Annotated in this window: 8 protein-coding genes, 2 tRNA genes and 4 rRNA genes; 9 read left to right on the plus strand and 5 right to left on the minus strand. The window is 51.8% G+C overall.

Annotation, left to right across the window (positions count from 1 at the left end; all coding sequences use genetic code 11):
• Positions 1 to 256: 256 nt before the first annotated feature.
• The 7 genes from I2D83_RS05115 to I2D83_RS05145 all read left to right on the plus strand — a co-directional run bounded on the left by I2D83_RS05115 (position 257) and on the right by I2D83_RS05145 (position 7,224).
• A 16S ribosomal RNA gene (locus I2D83_RS05115) occupies positions 257 to 1,798 on the plus strand.
• A gap of 86 nt (positions 1,799 to 1,884) precedes the next feature.
• Positions 1,885 to 1,960: transfer RNA gene (locus I2D83_RS05120), tRNA-Glu, on the plus strand.
• A gap of 259 nt (positions 1,961 to 2,219) precedes the next feature.
• Positions 2,220 to 5,126: ribosomal RNA gene (locus tag I2D83_RS05125) — 23S ribosomal RNA — on the plus strand.
• Positions 5,127 to 5,259: 133 nt separating this feature from the next.
• Positions 5,260 to 5,375: ribosomal RNA gene (gene rrf / locus I2D83_RS05130) — 5S ribosomal RNA — on the plus strand.
• Between the two features lie 18 nt (positions 5,376 to 5,393).
• Positions 5,394 to 5,469: transfer RNA gene (locus I2D83_RS05135), tRNA-Thr, on the plus strand.
• Positions 5,470 to 5,507: 38 nt separating this feature from the next.
• Positions 5,508 to 5,623, plus strand: a 5S ribosomal RNA gene (gene rrf / locus I2D83_RS05140).
• Together the 16S, 23S and 5S rRNA genes with 2 tRNA genes alongside form the textbook arrangement of a ribosomal RNA operon.
• Before the next feature lie 320 nt (positions 5,624 to 5,943).
• Positions 5,944 to 7,224: an MFS transporter gene (locus I2D83_RS05145; RefSeq protein WP_181830348.1), complete on the plus strand. Its 1,281-nt coding sequence runs from the start codon at positions 5,944 to 5,946 to the stop codon at positions 7,222 to 7,224.
• Here I2D83_RS05145 and I2D83_RS05150 read toward each other — a convergent pair.
• The 5 genes from I2D83_RS05150 to trxC all read right to left on the minus strand — a co-directional run bounded on the left by I2D83_RS05150 (position 7,221) and on the right by trxC (position 13,154).
• Positions 7,221 to 7,544: a YfiM family lipoprotein gene (locus I2D83_RS05150; RefSeq protein WP_181830349.1), complete on the minus strand. Its 324-nt coding sequence runs from the start codon at positions 7,542 to 7,544 to the stop codon at positions 7,221 to 7,223. The two genes, I2D83_RS05145 and I2D83_RS05150, sit on opposite strands and share 4 nt — an antisense overlap.
• Before the next feature lie 66 nt (positions 7,545 to 7,610).
• On the minus strand, positions 7,611 to 8,966 hold the full coding sequence (gene pssA / locus I2D83_RS05155; RefSeq protein WP_180779561.1) for a CDP-diacylglycerol--serine O-phosphatidyltransferase: 1,356 nt from the start codon (positions 8,964 to 8,966) through the stop codon (positions 7,611 to 7,613).
• Positions 8,967 to 9,155: 189 nt separating this feature from the next.
• A complete protein-coding gene (locus I2D83_RS05160) occupies positions 9,156 to 11,804 on the minus strand; it encodes a bifunctional acetate--CoA ligase family protein/GNAT family N-acetyltransferase (protein WP_205947662.1) in 2,649 nt (882 codons plus the stop codon).
• A gap of 33 nt (positions 11,805 to 11,837) precedes the next feature.
• Entirely contained in the window at positions 11,838 to 12,587 is a 750-nt protein-coding gene (locus I2D83_RS05165) for a tRNA-uridine aminocarboxypropyltransferase (protein WP_277395610.1), read from the minus strand.
• A gap of 147 nt (positions 12,588 to 12,734) precedes the next feature.
• Entirely contained in the window at positions 12,735 to 13,154 is a 420-nt protein-coding gene (gene trxC, locus I2D83_RS05170; RefSeq protein WP_180779559.1) for a thioredoxin TrxC, read from the minus strand.
• A gap of 249 nt (positions 13,155 to 13,403) precedes the next feature.
• On the opposite strand from trxC, the gene I2D83_RS05175 reads away from it, so the two are divergent.
• Positions 13,404 to 14,552, plus strand: a complete 1,149-nt coding sequence (locus I2D83_RS05175; protein WP_015841481.1) for a tRNA/rRNA methyltransferase — start codon at positions 13,404 to 13,406, stop codon at positions 14,550 to 14,552.
• A 67-nt stretch (positions 14,553 to 14,619) separates the two neighbouring features.
• Positions 14,620 to 15,060, plus strand: a complete 441-nt coding sequence (locus I2D83_RS05180; RefSeq protein WP_205947663.1) for a DUF3574 domain-containing protein — start codon at positions 14,620 to 14,622, stop codon at positions 15,058 to 15,060.
• The last annotated feature ends 101 nt before the right edge of the window (positions 15,061 to 15,161 follow it).

Raw genomic sequence — 15,161 nt, forward strand, 5'->3', positions numbered from 1 at the left:
AAAGAAAGAGAAAACGCTTTAAAATAAGCGTTGACTCTGAAGGTGAAAAGCGTAATATACGCCACCTCGCGAAGCGGTTAAGGCTGCAACGCACTGCTCTTTAACAATTTAATCAGACAATCTGTGTGGGCACTCACAAGACCGTATCTTAACGATATAAAAAGTCTTGAAGAGTGAACAACAGTAAATTCATTACGAATAAACAGTTTTAATTCTTTGAGCATCGCTGACGAGTTCAGCAAATCAAACAAATCTTAAATTGAAGAGTTTGATCATGGCTCAGATTGAACGCTGGCGGCAGGCCTAACACATGCAAGTCGAGCGGTAGCACAGAAGAGCTTGCTCTTCGGGTGACGAGCGGCGGACGGGTGAGTAATGTCTGGGAAACTGCCTGATGGAGGGGGATAACTACTGGAAACGGTAGCTAATACCGCATAACGTCTTCGGACCAAAGAGGGGGACCTTCGGGCCTCTTGCCATCAGATGTGCCCAGATGGGATTAGCTAGTAGGTGAGGTAATGGCTCACCTAGGCGACGATCCCTAGCTGGTCTGAGAGGATGACCAGCCACACTGGAACTGAGACACGGTCCAGACTCCTACGGGAGGCAGCAGTGGGGAATATTGCACAATGGGCGCAAGCCTGATGCAGCCATGCCGCGTGTGTGAAGAAGGCCTTCGGGTTGTAAAGCACTTTCAGCGGGGAGGAAGGCGGTGAGATTAATACTCTCACCGATTGACGTTACCCGCAGAAGAAGCACCGGCTAACTCCGTGCCAGCAGCCGCGGTAATACGGAGGGTGCAAGCGTTAATCGGAATGACTGGGCGTAAAGCGCACGCAGGCGGTTTGTTAAGTCAGATGTGAAATCCCCGAGCTTAACTTGGGAACTGCATTTGAAACTGGCAAGCTAGAGTCTTGTAGAGGGGGGTAGAATTCCAGGTGTAGCGGTGAAATGCGTAGAGATCTGGAGGAATACCGGTGGCGAAGGCGGCCCCCTGGACAAAGACTGACGCTCAGGTGCGAAAGCGTGGGGAGCAAACAGGATTAGATACCCTGGTAGTCCACGCTGTAAACGATGTCGATTTGGAGGTTGTGCCCTTGAGGCGTGGCTTCCGGAGCTAACGCGTTAAATCGACCGCCTGGGGAGTACGGCCGCAAGGTTAAAACTCAAATGAATTGACGGGGGCCCGCACAAGCGGTGGAGCATGTGGTTTAATTCGATGCAACGCGAAGAACCTTACCTACTCTTGACATCCACAGAATTCGGTAGAGATACCTTAGTGCCTTCGGGAACTGTGAGACAGGTGCTGCATGGCTGTCGTCAGCTCGTGTTGTGAAATGTTGGGTTAAGTCCCGCAACGAGCGCAACCCTTATCCTTTGTTGCCAGCGGTTCGGCCGGGAACTCAAAGGAGACTGCCAGTGATAAACTGGAGGAAGGTGGGGATGACGTCAAGTCATCATGGCCCTTACGAGTAGGGCTACACACGTGCTACAATGGCGTATACAAAGAGAAGCGACCTCGCGAGAGCAAGCGGACCTCATAAAGTACGTCGTAGTCCGGATTGGAGTCTGCAACTCGACTCCATGAAGTCGGAATCGCTAGTAATCGTAGATCAGAATGCTACGGTGAATACGTTCCCGGGCCTTGTACACACCGCCCGTCACACCATGGGAGTGGGTTGCAAAAGAAGTAGGTAGCTTAACCTTCGGGAGGGCGCTTACCACTTTGTGATTCATGACTGGGGTGAAGTCGTAACAAGGTAACCGTAGGGGAACCTGCGGTTGGATCACCTCCTTACCAAGAAGATGTGCGTTGAGTGAAGTGCTCACACAGATTGTCTGATGAAAATAATGAGCAAAAGCGTCAACAAAGTACGGTGTCGTGTCCCCTTCGTCTAGAGGCCTAGGACACCGCCCTTTCACGGCGGTAACAGGGGTTCGAATCCCCTAGGGGACGCCAGCGCATCCGACCATTCCGGTGAAAGCGGGGGTCTTCAGTAAGTCAACTACTTACCTCATATCTTAAAACTGATTAGCAATAGTCAGGGTTTAAGATATTGCTCTTTAACAATCTGGAACAAGCTGAAAATTGAAACATGACAGCTGAACGTGCGTTGATACCTTTGGGTGTCGATGGCGATGCAGTCTGTCAATGAGTCTCTCAAATAATCGCAGCGCGACAGTGACTTTGATTTATCAAAGACACCTTCGGGTTGTGAGGTTAAGCGACTAAGCGTACACGGTGGATGCCTAGGCAGTCAGAGGCGATGAAGGGCGTGCTAATCTGCGATAAGCGTCGGTAAGCTGATATGAAGCGTTATACCCGACGATACCCGAATGGGGAAACCCAGTGTGTTTCGACACACTATCATTATGTGAATCCATAGCGTAATGAGGCGAACCGGGGGAACTGAAACATCTCAGTACCCCGAGGAAAAGAAATCAACCGAGATTCCCCCAGTAGCGGCGAGCGAACGGGGAAGAGCCCAGAACCTGAATCAGTTTGTGTGTTAGTGGAAGCGTCTGGAAAGTCGCACAGTAAAGGGTGATAGTCCCGTACACAAAAATGCACAGGCTGTGAGTTCGATGAGTAGGGCGGGACACGTGACATCCTGTCTGAATATGGGGGGACCATCCTCCAAGGCTAAATACTCCTGACTGACCGATAGTGAACCAGTACCGTGAGGGAAAGGCGAAAAGAACCCCGGCGAGGGGAGTGAAATAGAACCTGAAACCGTGTACGTACAAGCAGTGGGAGCATCCTTCGGGGTGTGACTGCGTACCTTTTGTATAATGGGTCAGCGACTTATATTCTGTAGCAAGGTTAACCGAATAGGGGAGCCGCAGGGAAACCGAGTCTTAACTGGGCGTTAAGTTGCAGGGTATAGACCCGAAACCCGGTGATCTAGCCATGGGCAGGTTGAAGGTTGGGTAACACTAACTGGAGGACCGAACCGACTAATGTTGAAAAATTAGCGGATGACTTGTGGCTGGGGGTGAAAGGCCAATCAAACCGGGAGATAGCTGGTTCTCCCCGAAAGCTATTTAGGTAGCGCCTCGTGAATTCATCTTCGGGGGTAGAGCACTGTTTCGGCTAGGGGGTCATCCCGACTTACCAACCCGATGCAAACTACGAATACCGAAGAATGTTATCACGGGAGACACACGGCGGGTGCTAACGTTCGTCGTGAAGAGGGAAACAACCCAGACCGCCAGCTAAGGTCCCAAAGTCATGGTTAAGTGGGAAACGATGTGGGAAGGCATAGACAGCCAGGATGTTGGCTTAGAAGCAGCCATCATTTAAAGAAAGCGTAATAGCTCACTGGTCGAGTCGGCCTGCGCGGAAGATGTAACGGGGCTAAACCATGCACCGAAGCTGCGGCAGCGACACTTAGTGTTGTTGGGTAGGGGAGCGTTCTGTAAGCCTGCGAAGGTGGCCTGTGAGGGTTGCTGGAGGTATCAGAAGTGCGAATGCTGACATAAGTAACGATAATGCGGGTGAAAAACCCGCACGCCGGAAGACCAAGGGTTCCTGTCCAACGTTAATCGGGGCAGGGTGAGTCGACCCCTAAGGCGAGGCTGAAAAGCGTAGTCGATGGGAAACAGGTTAATATTCCTGTACTGGGTGTTACTGCGAAGGGGGGACGGAGAAAGCTAGGTTATCCGGGCGACGGTTGTCCCGGTTTAAGCGTGAAGGTGGGTGACTTTGGTAAATCCGGGTCATCGTTAACACTGAGGCGTGATGACGAGTCACTACGGTGATGAAGTAACTGATGCTACGCTTCCAGGAAAAGCCTCTAAGCTCCAGGTAACACCGAATCGTACCCCAAACCGACACAGGTGGTCAGGTAGAGAATACTCAGGCGCTTGAGAGAACTCGGGTGAAGGAACTAGGCAAAATGGTGCCGTAACTTCGGGAGAAGGCACGCTGATGGTAAGTGAAGTGACTTGCTCATGGAGCTGAAATCAGTCGAAGATACCAGCTGGCTGCAACTGTTTAATAAAAACACAGCACTGTGCAAACACGAAAGTGGACGTATACGGTGTGACGCCTGCCCGGTGCCGGAAGGTTAATTGATGGGGTCAGCCGCAAGGCGAAGCTCTTGATCGAAGCCCCGGTAAACGGCGGCCGTAACTATAACGGTCCTAAGGTAGCGAAATTCCTTGTCGGGTAAGTTCCGACCTGCACGAATGGCGTAATGATGGCCAGGCTGTCTCCACCCGAGACTCAGTGAAATTGAACTCGCTGTGAAGATGCAGTGTACCCGCGGCAAGACGGAAAGACCCCGTGAACCTTTACTATAGCTTGACACTGAACCTTGAGCCTTGATGTGTAGGATAGGTGGGAGGCTTTGAAGTGTGGACGCCAGTCTGCATGGAGCCAACCTTGAAATACCACCCTTTAATGTTTGATGTTCTAACGTAGACCCGTAATCCGGGTTGCGGACAGTGTCTGGTGGGTAGTTTGACTGGGGCGGTCTCCTCCCAAAGCGTAACGGAGGAGCACGAAGGTTAGCTAATCCTGGTCGGACATCAGGAGGTTAGTGCAAAGGCATAAGCTAGCTTGACTGCGAGAGTGACAGCTCGAGCAGGTGCGAAAGCAGGTCTTAGTGATCCGGTGGTTCTGAATGGAAGGGCCATCGCTCAACGGATAAAAGGTACTCCGGGGATAACAGGCTGATACCGCCCAAGAGTTCATATCGACGGCGGTGTTTGGCACCTCGATGTCGGCTCATCACATCCTGGGGCTGAAGTAGGTCCCAAGGGTATGGCTGTTCGCCATTTAAAGTGGTACGCGAGCTGGGTTTAGAACGTCGTGAGACAGTTCGGTCCCTATCTGCCGTGGGCGTTGGAAGATTGAGAGGGGTTGCTCCTAGTACGAGAGGACCGGAGTGAACGCACCACTGGTGTACGGGTTGTGATGCCAATTGCATTGCCCGGTAGCTAAGTGCGGAAGAGATAACCGCTGAAAGCATCTAAGCGGGAAACTTGCCTCGAGATGAGTCTTCCCTGGACACTAGATGTCCCTGAAGGGCCGTTGAAGACGACGACGTAGATAGGCTGGGTGTGTAAGCGTAGCGATACGTTGAGCTAACCAGTACTAATGACCCGAGAGGCTTAACCTTACAACACCGAAGGTGTTTTGTGAGACGACTCATAGAGAACGATGTTCAGCTTGTTCAGAGATTGGTTCTGATGGTTGTACAGATGGGAAGCGAAAGCGACCGGAGTATAACGGTTGGAATGAAACAGAATTTGCCTGGCGGCGATAGCGCGGTGGTCCCACCTGACCCCATGCCGAACTCAGAAGTGAAACGCCGTAGCGCCGATGGTAGTGTGGGGCTTCCCCATGTGAGAGTAGGGAACTGCCAGGCATCAAATTATACAGGTGCGCTGATATGGCTCAGTTGGTAGAGCGCACCCTTGGTAAGGGTGAGGTCCCCAGTTCGACTCTGGGTATCAGCACCAGTTATTTGGGTTAATGTTCGGCTTAAAAAAAGAATTTACCTGGCGGCGATAGCGCGGTGGTCCCACCTGACCCCATGCCGAACTCAGAAGTGAAACGCCGTAGCGCCGATGGTAGTGTGGGGCTTCCCCATGTGAGAGTAGGGAACTGCCAGGTATCAATTAAAACAAAAGGCCATCCTTAACGGGATGGCCTTTTGTTTATTTCTATTTCAGGATATTAGTTCTTTCCTTTTACCTGAATAGACTCCGCTTATCTCCTTATTAACTCATTCAATAATAACTAACTTCATAATAATGTTCTGGTTGTTGCTGCGCTATTTATCCGTATTTCAGCTAAAGATCATTAATGATATTGGGTCAGGTTGTTACATTAATAAATTATTACAATCAGGAACTTTTTGCCTCAAGGTTTAAGTGCTGCTTTACTATAGCGGGCATCGTTTTATGTCCGGAAAAACAGGAGAATAAAATAGGATGACTGATCTAACGGAAAATGCGAAAGATACGCGCCAGCGTATCCGGGCTATAGTTGGCGCTTCATCGGGTAATTTGGTTGAGTGGTTTGATTTTTATGTGTATTCCTTTTGCTCAATCTATTTCGCCCATATCTTTTTTCCTTCGGGAAATACGACCACTCAATTACTACAAACAGCAGGGGTTTTTGCAGCAGGCTTTTTAATGAGACCGATTGGCGGTTGGCTTTTCGGTTACATTGCTGACAAGCATGGTCGTAAAAATTCAATGCTAATTTCGGTTTGCATGATGTGCTTTGGATCTCTGGTTATTGCATGTTTGCCGGGATATGAAACTATTGGCACCTGGGCTCCGTTTTTGCTGCTATTAGCTCGTTTATTTCAGGGGCTTTCTGTCGGTGGGGAATACGGTACCAGTGCAACGTATATGAGTGAGGTTGCCGTTGAAGGAAGAAAGGGATTCTATGCCTCTTTTCAATATGTCACGCTGATTGGTGGTCAACTGCTGGCGCTATTAGTCGTTGTGATATTGCAGCAGATTCTGAGTGATGACGATTTACATGCCTGGGGATGGCGTATTCCTTTTGCTCTCGGCGCTATTTTGGCGATTGTTGCACTTTATTTACGCCGCTCTCTGAATGAAACGTCTGATAAATCAACCCGCGAACATAAAGATGCCGGTTCGCTTGCTGGGTTGTGGAAACATCGCCGCGCTTTTATTACCGTACTGGGTTTTACGGCCGGTGGTTCCTTAGCCTTTTATACGTTTACCACTTACATGCAAAAGTATTTGGTGAATACGGCAGGAATGCATGCGAAAACCGCGAGCGGGTTAATGACCCTCGCACTATTTATCTTTATGCTGCTGCAGCCGTTCTTTGGTGCGTTGTCGGATAGGATTGGTCGTCGTAGCTCAATGCTTTGTTTCGGCGGACTTGCGGCACTGCTGACGGTTCCCATTCTGACGGTACTACAAAGTGTGACGAGCCCTGTTATTGCCTTCTCGTTGGTGATGCTTTCACTGATTATTGTCAGTTTCTACACCTCTATTAGCGGTATTTTAAAAGCAGAAATGTTTCCGCCCGAAGTTCGTGCGTTAGGTGTTGGGTTATCTTATGCCGTGGCTAATGCATTGTTTGGTGGTTCGGCGGAGTATGTTGCGCTTTCGCTGAAATCCTTTGGCATGGAAACGACGTTCTTCTGGTATGTCTCGGCGATGGGGGCGATTGCGTTTATTGTGTCATTAACGCTGCATCGTAAAGGCCGAGGGATGAAGCTTTAGTGTTCAGATAGTTGCCATAGCGCATAGCCGGTGGTTGCACCGGCTACATCCCAAACGAGATCCTGCCAGCTCCATCCTGTTCCGCCTTCCCGACTGTCATAAAGCTCTTTTGCCATACCGAGGCTAATTGACAACATAATACCGAACCCTCCGCTACGATCTGCGCTCCAGCGCTGATGAGTGCCATATTCATACCCGGCGGCGCTGATGGCGGCTGAGGCGAGAAAATGTTGGGCTTTATCCTGACCTGTCCAGCGATCTTGCGCAATGTGGCTACATCCAGAGCAGCACATTATTGCAGCAACGCACAGTAAGCGCATGGAACCTCTCCCTATAGATAATAAAAAACCCCGGAAGCCGAGGTTTTTCAAAGTATAGCGTGAGTCTTAGAGAATGCGACTGATGAGCCGGTCGATACGAATACGGCGCAGACGTCGTATTAGCTTACGGACTTTCACCGGATATTGCGCGATGCTCTCCAGTTCCATATAGCTTTTTACGATGTGAGTGTGTGTCCTGATTTTATCCAGCTCGTCCAGACGTTGCTGTAATAGAACCTGCTGAGGATCGTGAATCAGAATGGCATTTTCCAGATCCAGACGCCACGCTCGGGGGTTAAGGTTGTTCCCCGTCAGCAGTTGCCATTTGTCATCGATCCACATGCCTTTCAGGTGGAAGCTGTTGTCGCCGTCTTTCCACAGCCTAACAACAAGCTGCTGATTCTCAATGTAGCGCTCCAGACGACTCAGGAAGCGGCGCAGGTTGATCTCATAGAGATACGGTAACGCGCCGATAATTTTAAAAGGTTGATCTTCTGGAATATAGAAATCGTTAGCGGTCTTATCGCCAATAATAATTTCTACTTTCTTGCCGTCCCGCAATAGTCGGATGATATTTCTGACCAGCAGCGCTGGCAGGTTGAAATATGGGGTACAGATGACCAGATGCTCATCAGCGCAATACATCAGATGATGTATGGTCTTATTCAGCGGGCTTTGTTTTCCTAGCCCGACCAGCGGCGTGACGGTTAATTCGTTCGCATCCGCACTGTGTTCCGGAGCTTGATAGCTAGCGGTGCGCAACGTTTGACGGAACTGTTTGATATCATTTTTGATTTCCAGACTCTTCGGGCGATCGGTATGATCTAACCGCTGCACTGCCGGGGCTGACAGCATTGTCTGGATATATTGCACCATCGTATCAGCCAACACCGGATTATGAATCAACTGATAGCGGTCATAGCGGTACTTCTGATGCTGATGCAGATAAACATCATTCAGGCTGGCCCCGCTGTAGATGACCGTGTCATCGACAATAAACCCTTTCAGATGCAGCACACCCAACGCTTCGCGTGTGTTGACAGGAATGCCGTAGATAGGAAAATGCGTGTCTGGATGTTTCTTCGCCATATCGCAATACCAATCGGCATTGGTATTTTCTGCCGCTGCGCCGATCCTGCCACGCTGAGCACGATGCCAGTCTACCAGAACGCGGACATCCAGTTCTGGGCACTGCCGTTTGGCTTCATAAATTGCGGATAGAATCCCCATGCCACCGTCATCGCGTTCAAGATACAACGCCACGATATAGATGCGTTTTTTAGCGCTCAAAATAGCGTTAATCAGCGTCGTGCGGAAAAGCTCAGGCGAATGCAACGTCTGAACATCATCTGCGTTCTGAGGGATTCTGGGCAGTTGTGCAAGGTGCTGTTGGTATTTGTTGCGTTTAAAATTTGACAGCATCACAGTGCGTTTCTTCTCTCATCAGTTTATACCCACCATACTTCGAGCTGCACTAGGGTATATGACCTTCTGGTCATTATCAAAAGTTAAGGAGTAGCCGAATGGGCGATAATACCATTACTTTTCGGCTGTTGTGATCCTGTTTTGCTATAACAATTCCCGTTGCAAGAGCCATGTCACGTCGTGCGATCAGCCTTTCAGCGGCAATTCCAGCGTCACAATCCCCTCTTCTAATTGTACGTCGATGTGAAAACCGAGCTTTTTGGATAGCTGGATCATACCTTGATTATGCGGCATGGTAATGCCGGTCAATCGGAAGAGACCGTGTGCCCGGGCGTAATCAATCAGCTTTTCCAACAGCCGTCTGCCAAGACCCAGCCCTTTTAGATCGGAGCGCACCAGCACGGCAAATTCCGCATCCGTATTATCCGGATCGGAAATCGCGCGCGTCACGCCAATAATCTCTGTCTCTTCACCGACTTGGCGTACGGCCACGAATGCCATCTCACGATCGTAGTCAATTTGCGTCATATTGGCTAAGTCTTCGTGAGTAAATTCATTAATTTCGCTGAAATAACGATAATACAGGTCTTCTTTCGTCACTCTTGCGATGAACGAACTGAGCAGCGGTTCGTCTTCCGGCAAGATCGGTCGGAACAGGCAATGCTCACCATTTTTGAGGATGACGGTTTCTTCTAGCTCATGGGGATAGGGGCGTATTGCCAGCCTTGACTGGGGATCGCCACTAAATGGCGTCAGATGCAGCGTAACATCCAGCAGCGTAAATGCATCCCCAGACGCCAGCAGGGGATGAATGTCTAGTCGGGAAATTTCAGGGCAGTCGAGAATCAGGTTGGAAACCTGAACCAGCAAGCGACTGAGCGCGGGAATATCCAGCGGACGCAGGGCGCTGTATTCGCGAATCTTGCCGCCTTTTACCGCTTGCAATACCAGATAGCGCGCCAGCGTCATATTCAGCGGCGGCAGTGCGACGGCGGCCTGCTTTTCTCGCCACTCAACGCCACCTTCTCCTAGCATAATCAGCGGGCCGAAAACGGGATCCTGCTCGACGGCAATTCTGAGTTCCTGCGCACCGGCGCGATTTGCCATGCTCTGTACCAGCAGGCCGTAAATGCGTGCCTGAGGGTAGGTGCGTTTTACTCGGTCGAGAATAGCGTCTGCCGCTTGCTGGACCTCTCTGGCAGTTCGCAGGTATAGCATGACACCCTGAACTTCCGACTTATGCGGAATATCTGGCGATCTCAGTTTAATCGCTACCGGATAGCCAATCTGCTCGGCGATATGGACGGCTTCTGCACTGTCGCCAGCAATCCAGGTGGGTAAGGTATTCAAACCATAGGCTTGCAGGATGGGCTGAACTTCATGCGTATCGAGCTGAGTGACGCCATCCGACAGCGCCTGATGAATCAGCGCATGCGCCTGACTCGCGTTAATGCCTAAATCCTGCGGCAGCGCTGGGGTTTCCTTTAACTGTTTCTGATTACGCCGATATTCGACGATATGCATAAATGCCGTTACCGCGCCTTCCGGCGTGCGATAGGTCGGAATGCCGGCATCATTAAACAAGCGTCGTGCTTCCTGCGAGGAGAATTCGCCACACCAGTTGGTCAGTAATGTAATTCTTTTCCCACGCGGATGCTGTTGGAAGAGCGTAATCAACTGTGCCGCGCAATCAGTGCTGGGCGCGGCGGCGCTGGGCGCGTGAATGATCAAGAGTGCATCGACGTCGTCACTGTCCAGTAAGACAGAAACCGCGGCCAGATAGCGAGCGGCCGTCGCATCATCCCGCAGATCGAGCGGATTGCCGATAGTGACGGCCTGCGGTAAGGCGTCCTGTAGCGCTTGTCGAGTCGTATCGCTAAGCTGTGCGAGCTTGCCCTGTCGGCTAAGAAGCTGATCCAGCGCCTGTGCGGCTGGCGACGCACCGTTGCTCACCAGCATCAAGCGTTCACCGCGCAGTGGTCGCAGGTGGCTTAAGGTTTCCACCGCGGAAAAAAGCTCATGGGTATCCCGTACCCGCAGCAAACCTGCACGTTGAATGGCCGCGTCATAGGCGGCATCCAGACCGTGGCGCTGGTCGTTGAGCAACTGTTGTGCTTGCTGGCTGCGCCCGCTTTTTATCACCAGTATGGGTTTATTTCGCGAGGCACTACGGGAAGCGGAAAGGAAGCGGCGTGCATCGCTGATGTGTTCCAGATGCAGCAGAATTGCACTGGTTTTGCCATCGCGGGCCAGAAAATCTAACAGGTCATCGACATCAATATCCAGGCTGTCGCCCAAGGCGATAAAATAGGAAAAGCCAATACCGCGCTGTTGCGCCCAGTCCAGTATCGTGTTGGACACGGCGGCTGACTGCGAGATAAACGCCAGTTTGCCTTTCATAATCGGGACCGGGGAGAAACTGGCATTCAGGCCTTGCCAGGGGGCGAGTAGCCCGAGGCTGTTGGGGCCAAGCAGGCGCATGTGATAGCGCACGGCGCAGGCCTTTAATTCGCTGAATTGGGTCGGTGGCGCAGAGAGAATGATGACAGTTTTGCAGCCTTTCTGCCCCAGTTCCTCTAACAACGTCAGATTACGGCTGGCGTTGGTACAAATCACGGCAAGGTCGGGCGTCATCGGCAGGCTGGCGACCGTCGGATAGGCTAGCACGCCGCAAACGGCACGATATTTCGGCGTAACAGGCAGGACTGGACCACTGAAATGGCCGTCCAGCAGATTTTTCATCATCAGGAAACCGGCTCGTCCCGGTTTTTCTGACGCGCCGAGAACGGCGATAGACTTAGGGCGTAACAGTGCTTCCAATCCGCGCTGGCTCATGCGTCACTCCTTACACATCAATCCTCTTTGATACTAAACGCTTTCCACCGGTTGTGCTGTGACGATGGGTAAACTTTCCCGCACGCTGTGGTGTGATTTCCCTGCCAGATAGTGTCGTCGAAAACGGTCGAAGTGCTGTGATAGCGCGTCAGCCGCGACTGTATCGCCTGCCTGAGCGAGTAGGGCAATGGCAATCTCGGCGGTGCAGTGTTGTCCAGCGCTACTGGCTTCACGCAACTGATAGCGAGAAAGAGCCTCTACATTCAGCGACAGGATCGGCAGATTGTCCAGATAGGGGCTTTTGCGGAACATCTTACGTGCTTCCGGCCAGGTGCCATCAAGCAAGACAAACAGGGCGGGCTTTTCCGTTGCGGGGAACTGCTGAAATACCTGACGTCCTTCTTCTGCCGCATCGGCAAGGAAAACCAGATAAGGCTGAACATCAGGATTTTGCAGAGCCGCAAGCAACTGAGGGTCGGGCTCTGTGCGTGACCAAAGAAACGCCTGAGTCTCAGGAAGAATATCGGCAATGAGACGCCCGGTATTGCTCGGCTTTAGCGGTTCGGTATCAAACATCACCAGACAGAAGCGGCTGTGGGATTGCTGCGCCTGAATGGTGTGGCACAGACAGTTGGTCGCGGGCAATAAACACTGCTGGCAGCGTATTACGCGACAGCCACGGGCGCGGAACGGCTTGGTTGACTGTTCAAGGCGCTGTTGACGCAGGCGGAGTACGGCATTGTCCCTGAGGGGACGGTTGACCATTAAAGGATGGTTGATCATGAAATAGGTGACGCCATGAGATTTTGCAACGAACCTGCTTCGTTGTAATGATAGGGAAGCAGGTTCCGAAAGGCGACATTCTAATCGACAGGCGGATTGACCAAAAGGGGAGGAGGCAATAATGCCTCGCGATCTTATCCCAATTCTCTACAGCGATTCGTCCAGCCACTCCTCAAACTGTGCTTTTGGCAACGCGCCATTGAGGATATCGACCATCTGGCCCTGTTTGAAGATCATGAGGGTTGGGATGCTGCGGATGCGGAAACGTGCGCTCAGTGCCGGTTCGGCTTCGGTGTTGACCTTAATAAAGCGGATTTTCCCATTACGCTCCTGCGCGACGTTTTCAAACACGGGGGCGAAGTTGACACAAGGTCCGCACCAGGGCGCCCAGAAATCGACCACGACCGGAAGATCGTCCTGCAACAGTTTATCGAGCGTCGCTTCTGTGGCATTGATGACGTCACCGCTGAATAAGGTTTCTCCGCAGCGACCACATTTTGCATGGTCATCAATACGCGCTTCTGGCAGGCGATTGGTTGTTTGGCAAGATCCACATACCGTATTCATAACAGGGCCTCAGATAAAAGGGCTAAAATAGAGATGTCGCTGATAAAATGCGCGTAACGCGGCATTAGAAAGTCAACGGCATGTTGCTTAAGCGTGAATAAATTATGGTGGGGAGACATTATGGCAACAACGTGGTTTGCCCAATAGCTACAATAGCTTCTGACTGTTAGCGCTCTTTTACCACAAGCGTGTGGCTAAGCGGGTGTACATAAGGTAATCTTCGCGCCCAGCGCGTAGGTGGAGAAAACAATGAGCGATTCATTCAATAGTAAAAGCGGCAAAGTCCGTGTGATGTACGTCCGCAGTGATGATGAGGGCGAGAAAGAGAATAAAAACAAGCGCCCTGCTGACAAAGATCGCCGTGGCGATCGACGTGATGGCGGTGGTTCACGGGATCAGCGTGAAAAGCCGAAGCATCCGCGCGACGTTAACCCGCGTTATGCCCGGGAAAATCCGTCCCGCGACGGCGATAGCAATAAAACGCCGTGGGGCAATAAAGATCGTAACGAACGCAGTGGCGATCGTCCTCGCCGCCCGCGCGGTGAAGAGACGGGCGGTTATGAATCTCCGTGGAAAACCGTGTCTCGTGCGCCGGGCGACAGTGAAACGCCGGATCACGGTGGAATTACAGGCAAAAGCCAGATCGATCCTGAGCAACTGCGCCGCCAGCGTCAGGAAGAAACACGTGTTTACGGCGAAAATGCCTGTCAGGCGCTATTTAAAAATCGCTCTGAGGTGATTGTTCGTGCCTGGTTCCTGCAGGAAGTGACGCCGCGTTTCCGCGATGCACTGCGTTGGATGGCAGCAAACCGCAAGGCTTACCACGTTGTGGAAGAGGAAGAGCTGATCAAGGCTTCCGGTACTGAACACCACGGTGGCGTCTGCTTCCTGATTAAGAAGCGTCAGGGGCTGGATGTGCGTGAGTACCTGAAAACGGCTGACGAGCACGATTGTGTGCTGGCGCTGGAAGATGTGGGTAACCCGCACAACCTCGGCGGCATTATGCGCAGCTGCGCGCATTTCGGCGTGAAAGGTATCCTGGTGCAGGATGCGGCGCTGCTGGAATCCGGCGCGGCCGTGCGTACGGCGGAAGGCGGTGCGGAACACGTTAAAGCGATTAACGCTGACGATTTCCTGTCCGTGCTGGCGGAATTCCGCCGTGCTGGCTACACCATCGTGACCACGTCCAGCCATAAAGGTACTGCCTTATCGCAAGCTACGCTTCCGGCGAAAACCGTGATTGTGTTGGGTCAGGAAGGGGATGGCCTGTCAGATAGCGCCTGGCAACAGGGTGATGTAAAAGTCTCTATCGGCGGTACTGGTAAAGTTGAAAGCCTGAATATTTCGGTCGCAACGGGCATTTTGCTGTCCGAGTGGTGGCGACAGAACCAGGCCTGATAGCGCGCGTCGATTCTCAGGGGGAATGCCCCCTGAGAAAGCATAACCACGGATGAGAGAACGAGTGATGAAGCAGAAAGTTATCGCGGTATCGTTGCTGTTGGGCGCACTACTGGCAAGCGGTTGTAGTTCGCTACCGCGCTCATCCACTGCTGTTGCCGCAGCACCGGCTGCTGAGGCGTGTCAGATTGGCGACAAGCAGGTACAGACCACGCTTTATTTTGGTTTGAATCGTCCTGCTGGCCCGGTGATTTCCGAGGCTGAGTGGAAAGCGTTTCTGGACGGCGAGGTAACGCCACGCTTTAAAGAAGGGCTCACGGTGTTTGATGCCAAAGGACAATGGCTGGGGAACGATGGAGTGGTTGCCCGGGAGAACAGTAAGGCGCTGATGTTGATTCATGGCGCTGATAAAGAGCGCGATATTGAAGCGCTCCGCACCACCTACAAATTACGTTTCGCGCAGGAATCCGTTATGCGGATTGATGCGCCCGTCTGCGTCGCATTCTGATCCTTCATCAGCCCCTTTTCAGGGGCCGATTCAGGTCGCTTGCAAATCTATCTACAGAACAAGAACGGTGATAATGGGATAGAAGAGTAAAGCGTTTGCGC

Origin of the sequence: Pectobacterium aroidearum (assembly GCF_015689195.1) — a bacterium.
GTDB lineage: Bacteria > Pseudomonadota > Gammaproteobacteria > Enterobacterales > Enterobacteriaceae > Pectobacterium > Pectobacterium aroidearum.

Bases quoted from the DNA above. Each gene is read 5' to 3' on its own strand.
- I2D83_RS05145 (WP_181830348.1), top strand. From the start codon at position 5,944: ATGACTGATCTAACGGAAAATGCGAAAGATACGCGCCAGCGTATCCGG.
- I2D83_RS05150 (WP_181830349.1), bottom strand. From the start codon at position 7,544: ATGCGCTTACTGTGCGTTGCTGCAATAATGTGCTGCTCTGGATGTAGC.
- pssA (WP_180779561.1), bottom strand. From the start codon at position 8,966: ATGCTGTCAAATTTTAAACGCAACAAATACCAACAGCACCTTGCACAA.
- I2D83_RS05160 (WP_205947662.1), bottom strand. From the start codon at position 11,804: ATGAGCCAGCGCGGATTGGAAGCACTGTTACGCCCTAAGTCTATCGCC.
- I2D83_RS05165 (WP_277395610.1), bottom strand. From the start codon at position 12,587: ATGATCAACCATCCTTTAATGGTCAACCGTCCCCTCAGGGACAATGCC.
- trxC (WP_180779559.1), bottom strand. From the start codon at position 13,154: ATGAATACGGTATGTGGATCTTGCCAAACAACCAATCGCCTGCCAGAA.
- I2D83_RS05175 (WP_015841481.1), top strand. From the start codon at position 13,404: ATGAGCGATTCATTCAATAGTAAAAGCGGCAAAGTCCGTGTGATGTAC.
- I2D83_RS05180 (WP_205947663.1), top strand. From the start codon at position 14,620: ATGAAGCAGAAAGTTATCGCGGTATCGTTGCTGTTGGGCGCACTACTG.